The sequence below is a fragment of the Sphingomonas sp. 66-10 genome (assembly GCF_001897045.1).
Taxonomy (GTDB): Bacteria; Pseudomonadota; Alphaproteobacteria; order Sphingomonadales; family Sphingomonadaceae; genus Sphingomonas; species Sphingomonas lycopersici.
Window position 1 is genome coordinate 21,668 of sequence record NZ_MKRR01000158.1, and the last position, 22,230, is coordinate 43,897.

The following is a 22,230-nucleotide window of genomic DNA, read 5'->3' on the forward strand; positions in this document are numbered from 1 at the left end:
GGCGCCGGGCTGGCGATCGCGCGCGGCGCGGCGGGGCCGGCGACGTTGCTCGCGGCCTATCGCCGGCCGATCCCGCGCGTCGCCGAGGGGCGGCTGCTCGCGCCGCAGGTTCATGCGATGATGGACGTGTCCGACGGGCTGCTGATCGACGCGTGGCGGATGGCGGCAGCGAGCGGCTGCGCGGTGGCGATCGATCTCGCGCTGGTGCCGCTCTCGGCCGATTATCGCGCGTTCGGCGGTGACGCGCTGGCGGCGGCGACCGCGGGGGACGATTACGAATTGCTGTTCGCCGCCGCGCCCGACGCGCCGATCCCGGTGCCGGCGACGCGCGTGGGAAAATTCCTGGCCGGCAAAGGGTTATCGCTGACCGAGCACGGGAACGCGGTGCCGCTGCCGTTGCGGCTCGGGTTCGAGCACCGCGCGTAGGCGGCCCGAGAAAACCGCACCCGCGCCGTTACCCCGGCTCAAGGCTGGGGCGACGGGCGGAATGTCGCTCCGTCGATGCGCTTCATCTTCGCGGGGACACATCGTAAGGTAAGCAACGGCTTCCCCAAACGCCGCCCCGGCTTGCGCCCACGCCGGGCGCTCTATACGCCTTCACCCGTCCGTGTCCGCCACAAGGGGCAAAAGCTCTTGGGCGCGGGGAGAACAGACTAGGGGAAGGAATGCGATGACGACGGTCACTATCGCCATCCTCTGCGGCCTATTGGCCGTGGTCTATGGCATCGTCACAAGCCAACAGGTGCTCCGCGCCTCGGCGGGCAATGAAAAGATGCAGGATATCGCGGCCGCCATTCAGGAGGGCGCGAAGGCTTATCTCTCTCGGCAATATACCACGATCGCGATCGTCGGGGTGATCGTCGCGATCATCCTCGCGGTGACGCTCGGGCTCACCTCGACGATCGGCTTCGTGATCGGGGCGATCCTCTCCGGCGTCGCCGGGTTCGTGGGCATGAGCATCTCGGTGCGCGCCAACGTCCGCACCGCGGAGGCGGCGCGCGGATCGTTGCAGGGCGGGCTGACGATGGCGTTCCGTTCGGGCGCGGTGACCGGGATGCTGGTCGCCGGGCTGGGGCTGCTCGCGATCTCGGGCTTCTTCTGGTATCTCACCGGGCCGGGCGGGCATGCCCCCAATGACCGGGTGATCGTCGAGGCGCTCACCGCGCTGGCGTTCGGCGCGTCGCTGATCTCGATCTTCGCGCGTCTCGGCGGCGGCATCTTCACCAAGGCGGCCGACGTCGGCGCCGATCTCGTCGGCAAGGTCGAGGCGGGCATCCCCGAGGACGATCCCCGCAACCCGGCGGTGATCGCCGACAATGTCGGCGACAATGTCGGCGATTGCGCGGGCATGGCCGCCGACCTGTTCGAAACCTATGTCGTGACGCTGGGCGTGACGATGGTGTCGATCGCCCTGCTCATCCGCGCCGATGCGGGCGAGCTGATGAAATTGATGTCGCTGCCGCTGATCGTCGGCGGGGTGTGCATCATCACCTCGGTGATCGGCACCTATATGGTGCGGCTCGGCGGGAGCGGCTCGATCATGGGCGCGCTCTACAAGGGCTTCGGCACCTCGGCATTGCTCTCGGTCCCGGCGATCTACCTCGCGACCAAGATGACCCTGGGCGATCTCAACGTGCCGATCGGCGCGCCGGGGTTCCTCGATCAGGCGAGCGACGCGCTCGGCGGCGATCTCACCGATGCGGCCGCGGCGGCACCGGCGGTGACCGGGGTGGCGTTCACCGGCATGGACCTCTTCTGGTGCATGATGATCGGGCTGGTGGTCACCGCGCTGATCGTGTGGATAACCGAATATTATACCGGGACCAATTATCGCCCGGTGAAATCGATCGCGCGCGCCTCGGAGACGGGGCACGGCACCAATGTGATCCAGGGCCTGGCGGTCAGCCTCGAGGCGACCGCGCTGCCGACCCTGGTGATCGTGATCGCGGTGATCGCGGCGTACAAGCTCGCCGGGATCATCGGCATCGCCTTCGGCGCGACCTCGATGCTCGCGCTGGCGGGGATGGTGGTGGCGCTCGACGCTTACGGGCCGGTCACCGACAATGCCGGCGGCATCGCCGAAATGGCCGGGCTGCCCGACGACGTGCGCCACAAGACCGACGCGCTCGACGCGGTGGGCAATACCACCAAGGCGGTGACCAAGGGCTATGCGATCGGCTCGGCGGGGCTTGCCGCGCTCGTGCTGTTCGGCGCCTATACCACCGATCTGCAGACCTATTTCCCGGATACGCAGGTCGATTTCAGCCTCTCCAATCCCTATGTGATCGTCGGGCTGCTGCTCGGGGCGCTGCTCCCCTATCTGTTCGGCGCGTTCGGGATGACCGCGGTGGGCCGCGCGGCGGGGAGCGTGGTGGAGGAAGTGCGCGAGCAGTTCCGCAACAACCCGGGGATCATGGAGGGGACGAGCCGGCCCAATTACGGCCGCACCGTCGATCTCGTCACCCGCGCGGCGATCCGCGAGATGATCATCCCCTCGCTGTTGCCGGTGCTCTCGCCGATCCTCGTCTATTTCATCGTCTCGGGGGTCGAGAACCAGGCGGCGGGCTTTGCCGCGCTGGGGGCGATGCTGCTCGGGGTGATCGTCTCCGGGCTGTTTGTCGCGCTGTCGATGACCAGCGGCGGCGGCGCGTGGGACAACGCCAAGAAATATATCGAGGACGGCCATTACGGCGGCAAGGGTTCGGAGGCGCACAAGGCCGCCGTGACCGGCGACACCGTGGGCGATCCGTATAAGGACACCGCCGGGCCGGCGGTCAATCCGATGATCAAGATCACCAATATCGTCGCGCTGCTGCTGCTCGCGGCGCTGGCGGGGCACGTCGCGGGCTGATCCTGATCGGTTGAACGGTTAAAGGCCGGTCCGGGCAGTCGGGCCGGCCTTTTTTTGCCCCTTGCGCAAGCCGGTTGCCGTGTGGAAGCTGGCGGAAACCGGGGGTGAAATGAACATGCGACAGATGATGTGGCTCGCGCTGGCGATGTCGGCCGGCGCGGCGGCGCAACAGGCGCCCGCGCCGGCGGCCAATCCCGATGCGCCGGTGCCGGTCGAGGCCTTTGCCGAACTGCCGTTCATGGAATCGCCCAAATTGTCGCCCGACGGCACGCACATCGCGGCGAAGGTGGCGATCAACGGCGTCCAGCAACTGGTGGTCATGCCGGTGTTCATCGGCGACGAGAAACCGACCGCGATGGCCTTGTCCGACAAGATCGACGTCAATTGGTGGCGCTGGGTCGGGACGGGCTGGCTCGCGGTCGGCGTCGGCGCGCAGGACAAGTTCGAAGGCTATGACATCTACGTTACGCGGCTGATCGGGGTGAATGCCGCGCTGACCAAGGCGAACCGCATCGACTGGGAGCATTCCGGCATCCGCGCCGACGATGTGCTGTGGAGCGCGCGCGACGGCTCGCCGCGCGTCCTCCTGTCGCGGCAGACCGGGGTGCAGAGCATCGATCAGGTCTATCCCGAGGTGGTCGAGGCCGATCTGTCGACCGGGAAAACGCGCCGCGTCGTCAATGGCAGCACCAATGTGTTCGACTGGTATGCCGACGGCAGCGGCCGGGTGCGGATGGGCTATCGCTACGACGACGATCGCCGCCGCGGGCAATTATTGTATCGCGGCGCGGACGAAACCTTGTTCCGCACGATCGCGGTGCAGCGCCGCGACGACGAGCACAACATCCCGCTCCCGCAGATCTTCACCCCCGACGGCAATGCGATCGCGATCGACGATTCGGACGGGTATGACGCGGTCTATGAAGTGTCGCTGCCCGATCTCAAGCTCGGGCGGAAACTCTATGCCGCGCCGGGCTATGATGTCGACGGCGTGGTCTCCAACCACGAGCATGACGGCCTCGCCGGGGTCACGCTCACCGACAAATACAGCCGCACCGCCTGGCTCGATCCCGCGCTCAAGGAGTTTCAGGACGTCGCCGACAAGGCGGTCGGCACGCGCCGCGCGCAGATCATCTCGTGGAACGCCGATCGCACGCGCTTTCTCATCGATATCGGCAGCCCGTCGGAAGCGGGGATGCTGTATTTCTGGGATACCAACGCCGATCGCATGAAGCGGCTGGCGTGGAACAGCCAGACGCTGCAGGGGCGGTTGCTCTCGCCGGTCAAGACGGTGCGCTATGCCGCGCGCGACGGGACCCAGATCGAGGCGCTGCTCACCATGCCGCGCCACCGCCTCAGCGCGCGCAACCTGCCGGCGGTCATCATGCCGCACGGCGGCCCGCTCGCGCGCGATTCCGAAGGGTGGGACTGGTGGGCGCAATATCTCGCCGAAATCGGCTATGTCGTCATCCAGCCCAATTATCGCGGTTCGGCCGGCTATGGCACCGCCTTCGCCCGGATGGGACGCGGCGAATGGGGGCTCAAGATGCAGGACGACCTCAACGACGCGCTCGCCTGGGCCGCGAAGGAGGGGATCGTCGATCCCAAACGAGTGTGCATGATCGGCGCCTCTTACGGCGGCTATGCCGCGATGCGCGCGGCGCAGCGCGACGGCGCGCTGTATCGCTGCGCGGTTTCCTATGCCGGCGTGTCCGATCTCGCCGGGATGCGATCCTATGACGCGCAATTCCTCAACGGCCGCGCGCTCGGCGATTACTGGCGCGCGCGGACTCCCGATTTCAAGGCGGTGTCGCCGCGCTTCGGCGCCGAGCAATTTTCCGTCCCGATCCTGATCGTCCACGGCAAGGCCGACATGCGCGTGCCGGTGAAGCAATCGCGGCAGATGGCCGATGCGTTGAAACAGGCGGGTAAGCCGTATGAATATGTTGAACAGCCGCTTGGCGATCACCATTTCAGCCGCGCCGCCGACCGGCTCGATTTCCTCAAGCGGATGAAAGCCTTCCTCGATCGCCATAATCCGGCGTAGGCGAAGCGCCGGCAGATGCCGGGTCGAAGCGGCGATACTTCCCAAAGTCGCGCTGTTCGGCTAAGGGCGCGCGCGCCCTCAAATCCAGAAAGACAATTGTTTGGCGAAAGAAGAACTCCTCGAGATGCGCGGCCAGGTGGTCGAGCTGCTGCCCAACGCGATGTTCCGCGTCCGGCTTGAGAACGATCACGAAATCCTCGGCCATACCGCCGGCAAGATGCGCAAGAACCGCATCCGCGTTCTGGTCGGCGACGAGGTGCTGGTCGAGCTGACCCCGTACGACCTGACCAAGGGGCGGATCACCTACCGCTTCATGCCCGGCCGGGGCGGCCCCGGCCCGCAATAACAGCCGGATCGCGTGTCCGTGGCTGCCGGCCCGGCTCTCGTCCTTGCATCAGCGTCGCCGCGGCGGCGCGATCTGCTGGCGCGCATCGGCGTGGCCCCGGCGCGGATCGTCGCGCCCGATATCGACGAGACCCCGCTCAGGAACGAACGCCCGCGCGATTATGTGCGCCGCGTCGCCGCCGCCAAGGCGGCTGCGGTGGAACGCGCGCCGGGCGAGGTGATTCTCGCCGCCGATACGACGATCGCGGTCGGGCGGCGGATTCTCGGCAAGCCCGAAGACGAGGCCGATCTGCGGATGATGCTCGGGCTGCTCGCCGGGCGGCGGCATCATTGCCTGTCGGCGGTGGCGGTGATCGACGCCGAGGGACGGCTGCGCGAGCGGCTGTCCGACACGATCGTCACCTTCAAGCCGCTCTCCCTGGCGGAGATCGATGATTATGTCGCGAGCGGCGAGGGCGAGGGCAAGGCGGGCGGCTATGCCATCCAGGGCCGCGCCGAGACCTGGGTGCGCCGGCTCGCCGGATCGCATTCGGGGGTGGTCGGGCTGCCGCTCTACGAGACCGGCGCGCTGCTGCGCGCGGCCGGCGTGATCCTTGGCTGAATGGCTCTATGAGGACGGCATCGGCGAGACGCGCGCCGCGCTGATCGCCGACGGCCGGATCATCGCCGCACGGATCGTGCGCGACGATGCCGGGGCGCGGCTCGGCGCGGTCCATAGCGCACAACTGACCGAACCCGGCGTGGTCCGGCTCTCCGACGGCACGGTCGCGACGATCGCGCGCACCCCGCCGGGGCTGACGCTCGGCGCGCGGCTCAACGTGGTGGTGGTGCGCGAGGCGTTGCCCGAGCCGGGGCGCGTCAAGCCGCCGCGCGTCGCCGCCACCGATGAGGCACCACGCCCCGCGCCCAGCCTGCGCGAGACGCTGGACGGCCCGGTGCGGGTGCTGCGCGCGCATGAGCCGGACGCGCTGGAGGCGGCGGGCTGGTCCGAATTGCTCGACGAGGCGGTGAGCGGCGATATCGCCTTCCCCGGCGGGATGCTGCGCCTCACCCCGACCCCGGCGATGACGCTGTTCGATGTCGATGGCGGCGGCGCGCTCGATGCGCTGGCCGATCGCGCGGCGACGGCGGTGACGGCGGCGATCGTGCGGCACGATATCGGCGGGTCGATCGGGGTCGATTTCCCGACGATCCAGGGCAAGGAGGCGCGCCAGCGCGTCGCGGCGGTGATCGATGCGACGCTGCCGCAACCGTTCGAGCGCACCGCGATGAACGGCTTCGGCTTCCTGCAGATCGTCCGCCCGCGCCCGCGCGCGTCGCTGCCCGAATTGCTGCGCGCCGATCCGGTCGGCGCGGCGGCGCGCGCCGCGCTGCGCGAGATCGAGCGCACCCCGCCCGGCGCGCCCAATCGCTATCGCCTGCCCCCCGCGGTGGCGGCGCGAATCGACGCCCGCCCCGACTGGCTCGCCGAACTGGTGCGCCGGACGGGGCGAACCCCTATATTGGACGGATGAAGACCGTGACCTGCCCGATCTGCCGACGTCCCACGGTGCGCGAACATGCGCCGTTCTGCAGCCGCGGCTGCAAGGATCGCGACCTGTTGCAATGGCTCGGCGAAGGATATCGTTTGCCCGGGCAGCCGGTCGATCCAAATGGGCTGGACAGCGGTCGAGACGCCGACTAGAGAGCGCGGCTCCGGCGGTTCGCTGGTATGCCCAGGTAGCTCAGTTGGTAGAGCATGCGACTGAAAATCGCAGTGTCGGTGGTTCGATCCCGCCCCTGGGCACCATAGCCCGTTCCGCCAGTTTTCCGACGATCCGCTGAAGGCGATTTCGTCCGCGCTACAGACGATCCATTCTCAGCCAGCGCCGGTCGCCCACCCACGCGCGTTGCAGCGCGCGCCCCGCCGCCGTCGCTTCGAGCCCGTGTCCGCGCGCGCTTTCGCTTTCGGCGAGGCCGTAGAGCGCCCAGCCGTTGCCGGGGGTCTGCGCCAGCGCGGCGCGAAACGCCTGCGCCGCCTCGTCATAGCGCCGCGCCTGATAGAGCGCCGCGCCGAGCGACTGATTGACCGGATAATACCAATAGGCCGGCTCCTGATACGGAATCCGCGCCTCGATCGCGATCGCCTGCCGGTAAAAGCCGGCCGCGGCATCATAATGTTTCTGCGCATAAGCCAGTCGCCCGCGCGCCACCGCCTCGGCGAGCGCCAGCAGATCGGGGGCGGGGACGCCCTGCGCGATCATCCCGGCGAACGCATCCGATCTTCTCAGCTTCGCCAAAGCCGCAAGTTCGGTCTCGGTCCCTCGTGCGTCGCGCTGCCGCGCCCGCGCCACGGCGCGCGCATAGCGCCGCATCGCCGCGGCATAGGGCAGCCGCGCGTCGGGGGCGGGCATGGCGAGGATCGCGCGCGGCTCAGCGAATTGCGCCATCGCGAGATAGGGCGCCGCGTCGATCGCCTGGATCCACGCGATGCGCGCGGAGGTCGCCGGATCGAGGATCGTCCGCAGCCGCCGCGCCTCGGCCAGCGCGGTCGGCATATCCCCCGCGAGCTGCGCCGAGGTGACGATGAAATGCACATTGTGCGGATAATAGCCGTAGCGGAAGAGGCTGCGATCGCCGGTGTCGCGGATGAACGCCTCGTCCGATCGCGCGGCGGCGATGTTGACGCGGATCGCATCGCGATAGCGCCCGACGAGCTGATAGATATGCCCCGGCATATGGACGAGATGCCCCGCGCTCGGCGCCTGCGCCCGCGCCAGCCGGTCGGCCGCGGCCTCGGCGCGGTGCGGATCGGCGCTGTTTTCCATCAGGTGGATGTAAAGGTGCGCGGCCTGGAGGTGATCGAGGTTGCGCGCGATCACCGTTTCGAGCAGCCGCGCCGCGTCGCCGCTGCGCCCCACCGGGGTGCGCTTGTCGGCCTGCCAATAGTTCCACGGCGTCGTGTCCATCACCGCCTCGGCGGCGAGCACCGCGATATCGTCGTCGGCGGGGAAGCGGCGTGCCGCGTCGAGCATCGCATCGGCATAGGCCGCGTCGAGCGCCGCGCGATCGGCCCGCGCATCGCGCGCATAGCGGCGCGATATCGCCTCGATCAGCGCTTGTTCGAGCGGGGTGGCGCGCGCGCGCAACGCCAGCGCGCGATCGATCGCGGCAAGCGCCGCGTCGCGGTCGCGATCGTCCATCGGCGCGTTGATGTTCGGGCCGAGCGCGAGCGCCTCGCCCCACCAGCACATCGCGCAATCGGGGTCGAGCCGCTGCGCGACGCGGAACGAGCGCACCGCGCCGGCGTGGTTGAAGCCATAGGCGAGCACCAGCCCCTGCCCGAAATAGCGTCGCGCCGCTGCGCTGGCCGTCGTGATCGGCAGCTGCGTGGTGAGATCGGGGTAGAGCGGGATCGGGCGCGACGCGGTGCCGGCCGGCCCGGCGACCGCGGCCGCCAAGGTCAGCGAGCGGGTCAGCGCCGCCGCGCCGCCCTTTCCGCCGCAGAGCGAGGCCGCCAGCCGCGTCGGATCGAGCATGTCCAGCGCGGTGGGTGAAACGGGCTGGCCGGGCGGCGCGAAGCTCGACGCGGCGATGCCGAGGCCGGCGAGCGCGATGCAGTGGATTATCTTGTACATCAGGGCGCCCTTCGAGAGAGACAAACGCTGACGAACGAGGACGCTACAATACCATCGAAGCGCGAGCCTAGACCAAAGTGATCCTGTTGTTAAACGCGCGTTACGACGCCATTCCCGCCGCGCGGCGCAACGCCGTCGGGGTTGCGTTGGTCAGCCCGCGGACCGCGCGGCTCATATGCGCCTGGTCGGCGAAACCGCAATCATAAGCGATCGCGCTCAGCGGGGCGGCGGATATCTGCAACGCACCGAGCGCCTGCCGCGTGCGCTGGACCAGCCGGAAGGCGACCGGGGTCACCCCGAACACCTGGCGGAACCCGCGGCTGATGCTCCCCGGGTGCAGCCCGAGGCGATCCGCCCACAAGGCGAGCGACAGATCGGGATCGTCACGCAACGCCTGCGCCAGCATGTCGGGCCAGTCGGCGGGGGGTGCCGGTCGCGGGGCCAGTTCGGCGAGCAGTCGCCGGGCCGCCCCGGTGCGGTCGCGTTCGGCGAGCCGCGCGATCGTATCGGGGTCGGCGACGCGCCCGATCAGCGGCGTGGTATCGCGATCGGCGATCGGCAGGACGAGCACCTCCGCGCCGCGCGCGTCGAAACGGTCGAGATGGCTTTCCCATGCACGGTGGAGCAGGACGTCGCCCGCCTCCACCGCGTGCCGGCCGGTATCGCCCGCCTCGACATAGCCGCCCGACAGCACCACCGCCGCGAAGGCATGATCGTGCGGGTGGCGGGGCAGGTCCTCGCGCGGGCCGTGGCGGGTACGGCCGGGATCGGCGGACCGGATGCCCCAATGTGAAGTGCATTCAAGACCGCCCATCCGGCAAGGGCTAAGCAACCCGCTCGAATTTCGCAATATGAGGGTCGTGATGAGGCCGTTTGCCGCCGCCGTGCTTACCTTTTCGCTCGCCGCGAGCGCCCATGCCGAGCCGGCGACGACGGTCGATGCGGTGCTCGCCGCCAACCGCGCCGCGGTGAAGATGCCCGCGGTGGGGGCGGTGGAATTGCGCTATACCAACACCGCTTCCGGGCTGACCGGGCCGCTCACCCTCCGCTACGACGTCGCCACCGGCGCTTATGCCGAGGAACAGGAGGCGCAGGGGATCCGCAGCAGCGACGGCTTCGACGGAAAGACGCCGTGGCAGCAGGATATCTCGCTCGCCTATACGCCGCAGCTCGGCGGTGACCGCCCGCTCACCGCGGCCAGCGCCGCCTATCGCAACGCCAATCTGTGGTGGCGCGCCGATCGCGGCGGCGCGAAAATCACCTCGGCCGGACGCGACACGATCGACGGACGCGCGCAGGATCATCTCGTCGTCACGCTCAAACAGGGGCATCGCTTCGATGCGTGGTTCGACGCCGAGACGCATTTCCTGACGCGCATCGCGGAGATGCGGCAATTCTTCCACGTCACCGAAAATTATTCGGACTATCGCCCCGAAAGCGGCGCGATGCTGGCGCACAAAATGGTGACCGATCAGGGGCTGGGGCCGGAATCGCTGTCGACCTCGCTGCTGCAGAGCGCGACCTTCGGCGGGAGGCGCCCGCTCGGCGCCTATGCGATGCCCAAGGTGGCGCTGACCGGGGCGGAGATCGTCGGCGGCGCGTCGCATGCCAGCGTGCCGTTCCGCTTCCTCAACAACCACATCTACGTCGAGGCGATGGTCAACGGCAAAGGGCCGTATACGTTCATCGTCGATACCGGCGGGCATACCTTGCTCTCGCCCAAATTGGTCAGGGAAGTGGGGCTGCAGGCGGTCGGCGCGGCGGTGACCAGCGGCGCGGGCGAGGGCCATGAGACGACCGGCTTCGTCCATCTCGACGAGATCGCGATCGGCGACGTGCGGCTGAAGGACCAGACCGGCTTCGCGACCAATATCTACGATCCGTCGATCGAGGGGATCGCGGTCGACGGGATGGTCGGGTTCGAGCTGTTCCGCCGGCTGGTGACGACGATCGATTACGGCGGCAAGACGCTGAGCTTCACCCGGCCGGCGGATTTCAGGGCGAGCGCGGCGCTGGGCAGCGCGGTGCCGTTCGTGTTCTACGATCATCTGCCCTTCGTCAGCGGATCGGTGATGGGGATGCCCGCGCGGTTCGATATCGATACCGGTTCACGCTCGGAGATCGATTTCACCAGCCCGTTCGTGAAAGCCAACGATCTGCGCGCCAAATTCGCCAAGGGCACCAGCGCGGTGACCGGCTGGGGCGTCGGCGGGCCAGCGCGCAGCTATGTCGTGCGGCTGCCGGCGCTCAAATTGGGCGAGGTGCCGGTGAGCAATATCGCCGCCGGGCTGTCGGAGGCGAAGGGCGGGTCGATCAGCGACCCGGCCTATGACGGCAATATCGGCAGCGGGCTGCTCAAGCGCTTCGTGGTGACCTTCGATTATACCAATCAGATCATGTACCTGAAGCGGATCGTGCCCGAGCCCGAGGATGTCGGCACGTTCGATCGCTCGGGGCTGTGGATCAACGCCAAGAACGGCGGCTATGAAGTGACCGATGTGGCGAAGGACAGTGCGGGCGCCGCGGCGGGCCTCGCGGTGGGCGATGTGATCGTTGCGATCGACGGCACGCCGGTCGTGGCGGAGCAGCTTGCCGATGCGCGCCGCCTGTTCCGCTCGCGACCGGCGGGGTCGACGATCGCGCTGCAGGTGCGCCGCGGCGGGGAGACGCGCGCGGTGGCGCTGACGCTCAGGGATCAGATTTAGAAGGCAGAGCGCGATCTCTCTCCGTTCGGGCGAACGGGGCGAGGTGATCCCGAATCAGCAACGAACGGAGGTTACCGCCGCTTCGCCTTCGCCCCCGCCAGCGCCGAGAGCACCCCGCGCAACGTGCGCACCTCCTGGCTCGACCAGCCGGGTTTGGTCAGCAAGGTGCGCAGGGTGCGTTTGGTCGCGGGGGTGCGATCGGGCGGGAAGAAGAAATTGGCCTGTTCGAGCATCTGGTCGAGCTGGCCGATCATCCCTTCCAGCTCGGCCTGCGGCGCGGGCGGGGCGAGATCGGTTTCGGGCGGGCTCGCCAGCGTCTCGCCCTTCGACCATTCGTAAGCGACGAGGATCACCGCCTGCGCCAGGTTGAGGCTGCCGAATTCGGGGTTGATCGGCACGGTTAGGATCGTGCGCGCCAGCGCGACATCGTCGGTTTCGAGCCCCGACCGCTCGGGGCCGAAAAGGATCGCCGAGCGCTCGGCCGCGCCGCGCATCTCGCGCGCGGCGGCCTCGGGGGTCACCACCGGCTTGGTCACCCCGCGCTTGCGCACCGTCGTCGCATAGACATGCGCGCAATCGGCCACCGCCTCGGCGACGCTCTCGAACACCCGCGCGCCCTCGAGCACCAGATCGGCGCCCGACGCCGCCGGGCCGGCGAGCGGATTGGGCCAGCCGTCGCGCGGGGTGACGAGCCGCATCTCGGTCAGCCCGAAATTGAGCATCGCGCGCGCCGCCTTGCCGATATTTTCGGCGAGTTGCGGGCGGACGAGGACGATGACGGGGGGCGGCGCAGCGCTCATCCGCGGCCGGCTTCCTCGACCGTGCCGGCGAATTCCTCGAAATCCTTCGCCTCGTTGAAATCGCGATAGACCGAGGCAAAGCGGATATAGGCGACCGAATCGAGCCCCTTGAGCCCGTCCATCACCATTTCGCCGATCCGCTTCGAGGTCACTTCGCCTTCGCCCGAGGTTTCGAGCTGGCGCTGGATGCCCGAGACGAGCCGCTCGATCGCGATCCCGTCGAGCTGGCGCTTGCGCGCGGCGATGCCGATCGAGCGGATCAGCTTCTCGCGGTCGAACGGTTCGCGGCGGTCGTTGCTCTTGACCACCACCAATTCGCGCAGCTGGATCCGCTCGAAGGTGGTGAAGCGCGCCGCGCACCCCTCGCACTGGCGACGCCGACGGATCGCCGCGCCGTCGTCGGTCGGGCGGCTATCCTTTACCTGGCTCGCATCATGGCCGCAGAACGGGCAGCGCATTCAGTTCGCGCCCTCGAAGGAAGAAGCAGCACCCTCTCCCGTTCGCCCTGAGCCTGTCGAAGGGCTGCCCTTCTTCATCGGAAGAAAGTGCAGGGCTTCGACAAGCTCAGCCCGAACGGAGGATGGGAGAGGCATAGCTCAGTTCTTATCGCGGCGCGCGTAGGCGACGCCGGCGCCGACCACCGCGCCGATGACCGGGCCGACGAAGGGCAAGGGGATCGCCAATACCGCGCCGATCGCGCCGTATTTCGCCATTTTCCGGCCGAGGCCGGGGGTGTTGCGGACGGTTTCCTGCACTTCGTCGATCTTCGACATCTTTACGCCCTCACTGATAGATCGGGAAACGAGCGCACAAGGCGCGTACTCGTTCCCGAACATGCGCCTCGACCTGCGCATCGCCAGCTTCGCCGTTCTTGGCGAGGCCGTCCAGTACGTCCGCAACCATATTGCCGATCTCGCGGAATTCGGCGGCGCCGAAGCCGCGCGTGGTGCCCGCGGGGGAGCCGACGCGGATCCCGCTGGTCTTCATCGGGGGGAGCGGATCGTTGGGGATGCCGTTCTTGTTGCAGGTGATCCCGGCGCGCTCGAGCGCCTCGTCGGCGTCCTTGCCGGTCACCCCGAGCGGGGTCAGGTCGACCAGCGCGAGATGCGTGTCGGTGCCGCCCGAGACGAGGTTGCAGCCGCGCTCCTTGAGCGTCGCGGCCAGCACCTTGGCGTTTTCCACCACCGCGGCGATATAGCTCTTATAGTCGGGGCGCAGCGCCTCGCCGAACGCCACCGCCTTGGCGGCGATGACGTGCATCAGCGGGCCGCCCTGCAGCCCCGGGAACACCGCCGAGTTGATCTTCTTGGCGATCGCCTCGTCATTGGTCATCACCATCCCGCCGCGCGGGCCGCGCAGCGTCTTGTGGGTGGTGGTGGTGACGACATCGGCATGCTCGAACGGCGAGGGATGCAGCCCGCCCGCGACGATCCCCGCGAAATGCGCCATATCGACCATGAACTTGGCGCCGACCTTGTCGGCGATCGCGCGGAAGCGGGCGAAATCGATCACGCGCGGATAGGCCGAGCCGCCGGTGATGATCAGCGTCGGCTTATGTTCGAGCGCGAGCGCCTCGACCTGATCGTAATCGATCAGATGCGTGTCCGGCGTCACGCCATATTGCACCGCGTTGAACCATTTGCCCGACATCGCCGCCTTGGCGCCGTGGGTCAAATGGCCGCCGGCATCGAGGCTCAGCCCCATGATCGTGTCGCCGGGCTTGGTCAGCGCCAGCATCACCGCGCCATTGGCCTGCGCGCCCGAATGCGGCTGGACGTTGGCGAAGTTGCAGCCGAACAGCGCCTTGGCGCGGTCGATCGCGAGCTGCTCGACCTCGTCCGACGGGTGGCAGCCCTGATAGTAGCGCTTGCCGGGATAACCCTCGGCATATTTGTTGGTGAAGACGCTGCCCTGCGCTTCGAGCACCGCCTTGGAGACGATATTCTCGGAGGCGATCAGCTCGATCTGGGTCTGCTCGCGCTCCAGCTCGTGGGCGACGCCCTTGAACACCGCCGGATCGGCGTCGGCAAGGCCGCGGGTGAAGAAGCCGTCCGGCTGCACATCATTGAGATTGGCGGGGTTCGTGCTCATCGCGAGACTCCTTGGTTATGCAGCCGTGAGGCGGACGGAAAGCTTGTCGATGCGGTGCTGGTGGCGGCCGCCCTCGAAATCGGTCGAGAGGAACGCCTCGAGGCAGGCCTTGGCCATTTCCGGGCCGATCAGCCGCGCGCCCATCGCGATCGCATTGGCGTCGTTATGCTGGCGCGCGAGACGCGCGGAGAGCGGCTCGCTGACCAGCGCGCAGCGGCATGCCGGGTTGCGGTTCGCCGCGATCGAGATGCCGACCCCGGAGCCGCACAATACCACGCCGCGCTCGACGCGGCCGTCGGCCAGCGCCGCGCCCACCGCATGGCCGAAATCGGGATAGTCGACGCTCGCGCTGCCGTTGGTGCCGAGATCGAGCACGTCATGCCCGGCCTCGCGCAGCCAGTCGGCGAGCATGGACTTGAGCTCGACGGCGGCGTGATCGGACGCGATAGCGATGCGCATCGGGGGCGCTTTCCATAAAGGCGTGGACGGATGCCCGCGCCTTTAGACGCGTGATGCGGCGAATGCCACCGCTGATAGCGTGGCGCGGCATGGGATTAGGAAATTTGAAGCGACGGTCACGCTGCCTATGGCTCGCTGCGACCCGGCGTAGGCCGGGGTCCAGCATCGGAGCGGTCGTAACTGGACCCCGGCCTGCGCCGGGGTGGTGGATAGCACCGCGCTTGATCGCGATCGCACGGATCGGCTAGGGGCCGCTCATCGACCGAATGGCAACTAGGGTTCCGGGCGCTTTGCCGCCGCTGGACCGAGCGTTGCAGAAACCGCGGGTGCTCCGCGGCTGCACCCGAGGGATAAAAGCCCAGAGGCGGAGACGTCGAGATCGACCAATCAGGAGGTCTCGATGACATTTGCCTCATTGCTGCTCGTCGTGCTCGCGTCGCTCGTCCATGCGACGTGGAACCTGCTCGCCAAGCGCGCCGCGGCGGTCGGCCCGGTGTTCGTCTTCGCCTATAATCTGGTCGCGTGCGTCGCTTATGCGCCGTGGGTGGTCTATCTGGTGATCGCGGGCCGCGGGACGGCGTGGACCGGCGTGGGCGCCGCCTTCGTCCTGCTCAGCGCGCTGATCCACCTCGGCTACAGCCTGTGCCTGCAGCGCGGCTATCAGGTCGCCGATCTCTCGGTGGTCTATCCCGTCGCGCGGGGGACGGGGCCGATGCTGTCGACGATCGGCGCGTTCCTGATCCTCGGCGAGCGGCCGTCGGGGTTGGGGGTGCTCGGGTTGATCCTCGTCGTGGCGGGGATCGGGCTAATCGCGACGCAGGGCGATCTTTCCGCCTTTCGCCGGCCCGGCGGGCAGGCGGGGGTGCGCTGGGGCAGCGCGACCGGCGGGCTGATCGCAACCTATACGGTGGTCGACGCTTATGCGGTCAAGACGCTCGGCATCGTCCCGGTGATGCTCGACTGGTTCTCGAACCTGCTGCGCTTCTTTCTGCTCTCGCCGCTGGTGATCGCCGATCCGCGCCGCGCGCTGGCGGCGATGCGCGGCTATTGGCGGTTCGCGATCGGGGTCGGGCTGCTGTCGCCCTTGTCCTATATCCTCGTGCTCGCGGCGCTCGGCTCGGGCGCGCCGCTCAGCCTCGTCGCGCCGATGCGCGAGATGTCGATGATGGTCGGCGCGCTGATGGGGATGCTGATCCTGCACGAGAGGGTCGGGCCGTGGCGGCTGGTGGGATGCGGCGTGCTGATCGGCGGGGTGGTCTTCCTGTCGGCGGGGTAGGCCGGGGCGTCATACGCACAGCGCGAGCGGTGGGGAGGCGATCTTAGCTTCGCCGCCAGACCATCATCTCGCCGCCCGCCACCACCTCGCCTTTCGTGCCGACCGGTTCGGCGGTACCGTCGGTGAGGAAGGCGATCGTCGCGGCATCGCCGCCGGGCACATGCGCCAGGGTGCGGTTGCCGTCGGGGAGCCGCGCGACGATCACACCCGATCGGGGTTGCCCGTCGCGCGCGTAGAAGACGGTATAGGTTTCGATCTCGGCCGGGCCGGCATAGTCCTTGATCAGCTCGGGAACGCGGCCGCGCGCGGCATCGGCTTCCGCCTGACAATCGAAATCATGCGCTTCGCCGGCACCGGGGAGCGGCGCGGTGGCGAGCACGATCGCGTGATTGTGGGTGGCATAGCCGCCATTGGCGAACAGCAGCCCCTTCTGGCCCTCGCCGCCGCGCAGCGCGTCGACCATCTCGGCGACCGCGTGGCTCATATAATTGCCGATCGGGCCGCCGCCGAAGGTGAGCCCGCCGAACACCGTCGCGGGCCTGTCGAGCGGCCAGCCGATCACGCGGCGCGCCATTTTCGGGACGCAGGGGAAGCAGGAATAGAGTTCGGCGAGATCGAGGTCGTCGGCGCCCACTTGGTTCCATTCGAGGACGCGGTTGAGGCATATTTCCATGCTCGGCGATTTGTCATAGCGGTCGCGCGCCAGAAAATCGTCCGCCTCATGCGCCGCGGCGCCGCGCCCGACATAGATGATCCGCGCCTCGGGCACCCCGCGCCGCCGCGCTTCGGCGAGGCTGGTGACGATGAACCCGGCGCCCTGGTTGACGCTCGAATTGGCGACCATCAGCTTGGTGTAAGGGAAAGCGATCGGGCGATTGTCGGCGGTCGGGGTGACGATCTCGGCGGCGGTCTTCGGAGCGTGGATCCACGCCGCCGGGGTCGCCGCGGCGATCGCGCTGAACCGCGACCAGATTTCGCCCGATTCGGCCTGCCCCTCGGCGAGCGTCTGTCCATAGGCGGCACGCCCGGCGTTTTCGTAGAGCGGATAGACGTCGACCGGCGCGGTGAGCCCGTGGATCTGGCGGTATCCCGGCGCGCGGCCCTTGGCGAGATTGCGGATCGGATTCTGGTCCGACACGTCGGTCCTGGCGGCGAGCGCGGCGCGCTGGCTGGCGGTGCGCAGTGCCTCGCCCCCGGTCACCGCGGCGATCCCGATCTCGCCGCGCGCGATGCGGTTGGCCGCCTCGTTGAGCAACAGGATCGGGCTGTCGCCATTGGGGCCGACGGTGTCGTGGACGATCGTCGCGCGCGATCCGATCCGCTCGGCGACCTTTTGCGCCAGCGGATTATCCTGGCGGAAGCTGATCTGCTGCACCACCGCGACCGACTCGACGTCGCCGAGCCAACCGCCCCCGGCATCGCGATCCGCTGCCTGCAGCGCGGCGACCATCAGCCCGAGCGAATCGAGCCCCTGCAGCGGATCGGCCGGGCGGTCGTTGACCTGCCCGACCCCGACGATCACCGCGATGCGCTCGGCGTCGGCGGCCACGGTCAGCGCGCCTTCCACACCGGCGCGCGCTTTTCGGCGAATGCCTTGGGCCCCTCGCGCGAATCCTCGCTGGTGAAGACGATCTTCGCCTCGGCGCGGTTCTGTGCCCAGGCGGCGTCGTCGCGCGCGACATGGCCGTCGACGATGCCCTGCGCCATCCTCTTCGATGCCTGCACCGACAGCGGCGCGTTGACCGCGATCCGTTCGGCGAGCGCGAAGGCGGTGTCGAGAAGCTGTTCGCGCGGCGCGATCGCGTTGACCAGCCCGAGCGCGAGCGCGCGCTCGGCGGTGATCGGATCGCCGGTGAGGATCATCTCCATCGCGATCTTCTTCGGCAATTGCTCGGGCAGCCGGAACACCCCGCCCGCCGCCGCGAACAGCCCGCGCTTGGGCTCGGGCAGCCCGAACAAGGCGCTGTCGACCGCCACCGCCAGATCGCACGCCAATGTGATCTCGAGCCCGCCGCCCAGCGCCGTGCCGTTGACGCAGGCGATCACCGGCTTGGAGATCGGGTGGCTGGCGATGCCGGCGAAGCCCCACGCCTGTTTGGCCTTGTCGTCGGGGGTCAGGCTTTCGCCGCGCGAGAGCGCGACCAGATCGGCCCCCGCGCAGAAGGACTTGTCGCCCGCGCCGGTGATGATGACGCAGCGGATCTCGGGGTCCTTGTCGGCCGCTTCGAGCGCATCGCCGACGCCTTCGTGGACCTGCGCGTTGACCGCGTTGCGCGCCGCCGGGCGGTTGATCGTGATCAGCATCACATTGCCGCGCGTCTCCACCGCCACCGCGTCATTGCCCAAAGCGCTCATGCCCTCATCCTCTCGCTATCGAGGGTGAGATAACATAAGTTATGGCGAGCGGAACAGGGTATTTGATGGGGCGAACGGCTGGGTCCAGCCGGGCCGTCACCCCGGTCTTGAGGCGGGGTGACGGGCGGGGATTCCGCTTCACGCTTTCGCTTCCGCCCCCGTCACGCTAAATGCCAGCGCATGGCCGGCCCTTGCGGCGACTGTCTTATTGAAGTAATACGCTGATGGCCGACCATCCGAACGATCCTATGCACCTCGATCCGCACGAAAATGGCCGTCTGCGCTACAATCACGCGCCGGCGGAATCGCGTCAGCCGCTGCCCGCCTTCGATGCGTGGCACGATCCGGTGCCCGATCCCGCGCCGCTGCCGCCGCGCATGCGCCCGGCGGATCGCGCCAAGCGCATCTGGCGCTGGGTGGTGCGCGGCGCGGCGGCGTTGGTCGTGTTGCTGGTGATCGCGATCGGCTGGCTCGCCTTTACCGCGCCGCTGTCGCAATCACTGAAGCCGCCGACCCCGCCGTCGATCACGCTCACCGCGGCGGACGGCACCCCGATCGCGCGGCGCGGGGCGATCATCGGCGCGCCGGTCGATGCCGCCAAGCTGCCGCCGCATGTGCGCGAGGCGTTCATCGCGATCGAGGACCGGCGCTTCTATTCGCATTGGGGGGTCGATCCGCGCGGCATCCTGCGCGCCGCCTGGGCCAATATGGGATCGCGCGGGGTGCGGCAGGGCGGCAGCACGATCACCCAGCAGCTCGCCAAGAATGCCTTTCTCGATGCGGATCGCACGATGGGGCGCAAGCTGCGCGAGGTGATGATCGCCTTCTGGCTCGAAGCGTGGCTGACCAAGGACGAGATCCTCTCGCGCTATCTCTCGAACGTCTATTTCGGCGACAATGTCTACGGGCTGACCGCTGCCTCGAAACATTATTTCGGGCGCGCGCCGGACAAGCTCAACATCGGGCAGGCGGCGATGCTCGCCGGGCTGGTCAAGGCGCCGTCGCGGCTCGCGCCGACCGGCAATCTCGAAGGCGCGCAGGCGCGCGAGATGGTGGTCGTCGGCGCGATGGCCGAGGCGGGGTTCATCACCAAGGCGCAGGCCGCCGAGGTGCAGCCGCAGCGCGTGCTCGCCAAACAGCCCGAAGCGCTGCCCACCGGCACCTATTTCGCCGATTGGGTGCTCCCCGAGGCGCGCGATCAGGCGGGCGAGATCCGCAACGAGGCGACGATCCGCACCACGCTCGACCGCAATCTCCAGCGCACCGCCGAACGCGTCATCCGTCAGGCCGGGCTGCGGCAGGCGCAGGGCGCGCTGGTGGCGATGAAGCGCAACGGCGAGGTCGTCGCGATGGTCGGCGGGCGCGATTATGCCAAAAGCCCGTTCAACCGCGCGACCCAGGCGCGGCGCCAGCCGGGGTCGACCTTCAAATTGTTCGTCTATCTCGCCGCGATGCGCGCCGGGCTGACGCCCGAGACGATCGCCGACGATTCGCCGGTCGAGATCGCGGGGTGGAAGCCCAAGAACGACGACAATCGCTATCTCGGCAAGATTCCGCTGCGCCGCGCCTTCCAGCGTTCGTCGAACGTCGTCGCGGCGCGGCTGACGCAGGAAGTGGGGGTGAAGAACGTGATCCGCGCCGCGCGCGATCTCGGCATCTCCACCCCGATCGCCAATGAGGCGACCATCTCGCTCGGCACCTCCGAAGTGTCGCTGCTCGAAATGACCGCGGCCTTCGCCGGGGTCGCCGACGGGCGCTATCCGGTCGAGGCGCGCGGGCTGCCCGCGACGGGCGACAAGCCGTGGTACACCGCGCTGACCAGCGGCCCCAAGACGATGCCGTCGGACATCCACGACGAGATGCTCGAACTGCTCGGCGCGTCGATCCGCGGCACCGGCCGCGCGGCGGCGCTGTCGGTCCCGGCTTATGGCAAGACCGGGACGTCGCAGAGCGGGCGCGACGCGTGGTTCATCGGCTTCGCGGGCGATCTGGTGGTCGGGGTGTGGGTCGGCAATGACGACAATACCCCCAATCCGGGGCTCCACGGCGGCGGGGTGCCGGCGCAGATCTGGCGCAACTTCATGGTTTCCGCGCTTCACCTCGCCCCGGTGGTCAAGGTGCCCGAGCCCGAGGAGATCGATCCCGAGGCGCTGATCGGCGACGTGGCGGGGAATGTGATCGGCCCGATCGCCGAACAGATCCACAGCCAGCTGCAGGGCGCGGGGATCGATCTCAAGGTCGGGCCCGACGGCGCGGTGTCGGTCAACCGAGCGCCGTCCCCCGACGCGCCGCCCCCGCCGCCGCGCCGCGACGAGCGCGGGCCGCCCGCCGGCGACGGGCCGCCGCGCGACTGGTTCTGATCAATCAGCCCAGCTTGTGATTTGAGCGCCAGATTCGGATCGACAGCGGCGCGCGGGCCGTTACAGCGTGCCCGTATAAGAAGGGGGATCGCTTCTCCACCGTTCGCCCCGAGCGTGTCGACGGGCTGCACTTCTTCGGAAGAAAGGGCAGGGCTTCGACAAGCTCAGCCCGAACGGGAACGAGCGACTCACCCGCCGGCGCAATGAAAGCAACCAGATGAGCGACGCGACCCGCCCCAATTCGACCCGCGCCGCCGTCCTCATCCCATTCGCGATCGTCACCTTGATCTGGGGATCGACCTGGCTGGTGATCCGCGATCAGCTGAGCGTCGTCCCGCCGAGCTGGTCGGTCAGCTATCGCTTCCTCGTCGCGGGCGTCGCGATGCTCGTCTGGGGGCTGGCGACGCGCGAGCGTTTCACCTTCGACGCGCGCGGCTGGGCCTTCGCGGCGGCGCTGGGGCTCGCGCAATTCGTGCTCAACTTCAATTTCGTCTATCGCGCCGAGCAGCATATCACATCGGGGCTGGTGGCGGTGGTGTTCGCGCTGCTGCTGGTGCCCAATGCCGTGTTCGCGCGCATCTTCCTCGGGCAGAAGCTCGGGCGGCAGCTCGTGATCGGCTCGGGGATCGCGATGGCCGGGGTGGTGCTCCTGTTCATCAACGAAGCGCGCAGCGATCCGCACGGCCCGGGCGCGGCGCTGATCGGGATCGCGCTTACCTGCTGCGCGATCCTCTCCGCCTCGACCGCCAATGTGATGCAGGCGACCTCGGTCGCGACGCGCTATCCGATGGTGCCGACCTTGGCGGTGGCGATGCTGATCGGGTCCGGGCTCGACGCAGCCTGGGCGTGGATCACCACGGGGCCGCCGGTGTTCGAATGGCGGCTGGGCTATGTTGCGGGGACGCTTTATCTTGGGCTCGCGGCCTCGGCCTTGTGCTTCCCGCTCTATTTCCGCGTGATCCGCGCGATCGGCCCGGCCAAGGCGGCCTATTCGAGCGTGATCGTGCCCGTCATCGCGATGCTGCTGTCGACCGTGTTCGAGGGCTATCGCTGGTCGACGCTGGCGATCGGCGGCGGGGTGCTCGCCGGGATCGGGCTGGTCATCGCGCTCACCGCGCGCAGGCCGACGCGGTAATCGGGGTAGAGCGGCGCCCAGCCGAGCACGCGCTTCGCCTTGCCGTTGGCGACGCGGCGGTTCTCGGCATAGAAACCGCGCGCGGCGGGGCCGAGGATGTCGAGCGGCACGACCGGCGGTGGCGGCAGGCCGATCAGCGCCGCGGCATAGGCCAGCACCTCGTCCTGCCCGGCCGGCAGATCGTCGGCG

General features: G+C 68.6%; 20 protein-coding genes, 1 tRNA gene and 1 pseudogene. 12 read left to right on the forward strand and 10 right to left on the reverse strand.

Annotated features, from left to right (window positions below; translation table 11 throughout):
* The 8 genes from BGN95_RS24295 to BGN95_RS24330 all read left to right on the forward strand — a co-directional run.
* Positions 1–426 (forward strand): thiamine-phosphate kinase (locus BGN95_RS24295; protein ID WP_286774304.1); only part of this gene is annotated, 426 nt, incomplete at its 5' end.
* 244 nt (positions 427–670) lie between these two features.
* Complete coding sequence (locus BGN95_RS24300; RefSeq protein WP_179512882.1) at positions 671–2,851, forward strand: sodium-translocating pyrophosphatase; 2,181 nt, start codon at positions 671–673, stop codon at positions 2,849–2,851.
* 115 nt (positions 2,852–2,966) lie between these two features.
* The gene (locus BGN95_RS24305; protein WP_353744743.1) at positions 2,967–4,898 is read left to right on the forward strand and encodes an alpha/beta hydrolase family protein; all 1,932 of its coding nucleotides are present in this window, start codon (positions 2,967–2,969) and stop codon (positions 4,896–4,898) included.
* Positions 4,899–4,998: 100 nt separating this feature from the next.
* Positions 4,999–5,244, forward strand: a complete 246-nt coding sequence (infA, locus tag BGN95_RS24310) for a translation initiation factor IF-1 (protein ID WP_026325702.1) — start codon at positions 4,999–5,001, stop codon at positions 5,242–5,244.
* Between the two features lie 18 nt (positions 5,245–5,262).
* Positions 5,263–5,844 (forward strand): Maf family protein, encoded by a 582-nt coding sequence (locus BGN95_RS24315; protein ID WP_286774305.1) that lies wholly within the window; start codon positions 5,263–5,265, stop codon positions 5,842–5,844.
* A complete protein-coding gene (locus tag BGN95_RS24320; RefSeq protein ID WP_286774306.1) occupies positions 5,837–6,757 on the forward strand; it encodes a ribonuclease in 921 nt (306 codons plus the stop codon). Before BGN95_RS24315 ends, BGN95_RS24320 begins: the two co-directional genes overlap by 8 nt.
* A complete protein-coding gene (locus tag BGN95_RS24325) occupies positions 6,754–6,927 on the forward strand; it encodes a DNA gyrase inhibitor YacG (protein WP_179512879.1) in 174 nt (57 codons plus the stop codon). The genes BGN95_RS24320 and BGN95_RS24325 overlap by 4 nt, the downstream gene beginning before the upstream one ends.
* A 29-nt stretch (positions 6,928–6,956) precedes the next feature.
* Positions 6,957–7,032: transfer RNA gene (locus BGN95_RS24330), tRNA-Phe, on the forward strand.
* A 52-nt stretch (positions 7,033–7,084) separates the two neighbouring features.
* Here the strand turns inward: BGN95_RS24330 and BGN95_RS24335 are convergent.
* Both BGN95_RS24335 and BGN95_RS24340 read right to left on the reverse strand, forming a co-directional pair.
* Positions 7,085–8,860, reverse strand: a complete 1,776-nt coding sequence (locus BGN95_RS24335) for a tetratricopeptide repeat protein (protein ID WP_286774307.1) — start codon at positions 8,858–8,860, stop codon at positions 7,085–7,087.
* Between the two features lie 100 nt (positions 8,861–8,960).
* Positions 8,961–9,674 (reverse strand): helix-turn-helix domain-containing protein, encoded by a 714-nt coding sequence (locus BGN95_RS24340; RefSeq protein ID WP_286774308.1) that lies wholly within the window; start codon positions 9,672–9,674, stop codon positions 8,961–8,963.
* 49 nt (positions 9,675–9,723) lie between these two features.
* On the opposite strand from BGN95_RS24340, the gene BGN95_RS24345 reads away from it, so the two are divergent.
* Positions 9,724–11,565 (forward strand): aspartyl protease family protein, encoded by a 1,842-nt coding sequence (locus tag BGN95_RS24345; RefSeq protein ID WP_286774309.1) that lies wholly within the window; start codon positions 9,724–9,726, stop codon positions 11,563–11,565.
* Positions 11,566–11,636: 71 nt separating this feature from the next.
* Here BGN95_RS24345 and BGN95_RS24350 read toward each other — a convergent pair whose 3' ends face one another.
* The 5 genes from BGN95_RS24350 to rpiB all read right to left on the reverse strand — a co-directional run bounded on the left by BGN95_RS24350 (position 11,637) and on the right by rpiB (position 14,915).
* Positions 11,637–12,365, reverse strand: a complete 729-nt coding sequence (locus BGN95_RS24350) for an RNA methyltransferase (RefSeq protein ID WP_265271640.1) — start codon at positions 12,363–12,365, stop codon at positions 11,637–11,639.
* The gene (gene nrdR, locus BGN95_RS24355) at positions 12,362–12,823 is read right to left on the reverse strand and encodes a transcriptional regulator NrdR (protein ID WP_179512855.1); all 462 of its coding nucleotides are present in this window, start codon (positions 12,821–12,823) and stop codon (positions 12,362–12,364) included. Before nrdR ends, BGN95_RS24350 begins: the two co-directional genes overlap by 4 nt.
* 138 nt (positions 12,824–12,961) lie before the next feature.
* Positions 12,962–13,138, reverse strand: a complete 177-nt coding sequence (locus BGN95_RS24360; RefSeq protein ID WP_179512854.1) for a hypothetical protein — start codon at positions 13,136–13,138, stop codon at positions 12,962–12,964.
* A 10-nt stretch (positions 13,139–13,148) separates the two neighbouring features.
* On the reverse strand, positions 13,149–14,456 hold the full coding sequence (gene glyA / locus BGN95_RS24365) for a serine hydroxymethyltransferase (RefSeq protein ID WP_286774310.1): 1,308 nt from the start codon (positions 14,454–14,456) through the stop codon (positions 13,149–13,151).
* A gap of 15 nt (positions 14,457–14,471) precedes the next feature.
* Positions 14,472–14,915 carry a ribose 5-phosphate isomerase B gene (gene rpiB / locus BGN95_RS24370; RefSeq protein ID WP_179512852.1) on the reverse strand — a complete coding sequence of 148 codons (444 nt, stop codon included), beginning with the start codon at positions 14,913–14,915 and terminating at the stop codon, positions 14,472–14,474.
* Between the two features lie 400 nt (positions 14,916–15,315).
* Between rpiB and BGN95_RS24375 the strand changes: the two genes are divergently transcribed.
* Entirely contained in the window at positions 15,316–16,191 is an 876-nt protein-coding gene (locus tag BGN95_RS24375) for an EamA family transporter (protein ID WP_286774311.1), read from the forward strand.
* Positions 16,192–16,234: 43 nt separating this feature from the next.
* Here the strand turns inward: BGN95_RS24375 and BGN95_RS24380 are convergent, their stop codons facing one another.
* Both BGN95_RS24380 and BGN95_RS24385 read right to left on the reverse strand, forming a co-directional pair.
* Positions 16,235–17,758, reverse strand: coding sequence for an acetyl-CoA acetyltransferase (locus BGN95_RS24380; protein ID WP_286774312.1), 1,524 nt, complete (start codon positions 17,756–17,758; stop codon positions 16,235–16,237).
* Entirely contained in the window at positions 17,743–18,546 is an 804-nt protein-coding gene (locus BGN95_RS24385; protein WP_265271628.1) for a crotonase/enoyl-CoA hydratase family protein, read from the reverse strand. The genes BGN95_RS24380 and BGN95_RS24385 overlap by 16 nt, the downstream gene beginning before the upstream one ends.
* Before the next feature lie 224 nt (positions 18,547–18,770).
* Between BGN95_RS24385 and BGN95_RS24390 the strand changes: the two genes are divergently transcribed.
* On the forward strand, positions 18,771–20,906 hold the full coding sequence (locus BGN95_RS24390; protein ID WP_286774313.1) for a transglycosylase domain-containing protein: 2,136 nt from the start codon (positions 18,771–18,773) through the stop codon (positions 20,904–20,906).
* Between the two features lie 217 nt (positions 20,907–21,123).
* On the forward strand, positions 21,124–22,041 hold the full coding sequence (locus tag BGN95_RS24395) for a DMT family transporter (protein WP_286774314.1): 918 nt from the start codon (positions 21,124–21,126) through the stop codon (positions 22,039–22,041).
* On the opposite strand, the pseudogene BGN95_RS24400 reads toward BGN95_RS24395, so the two are convergent.
* A pseudogene (locus tag BGN95_RS24400) lies at positions 21,951–22,230 on the reverse strand (NAD(P)-dependent oxidoreductase); the annotation flags it as partial. The gene BGN95_RS24395 and the pseudogene BGN95_RS24400 overlap by 91 nt on opposite strands.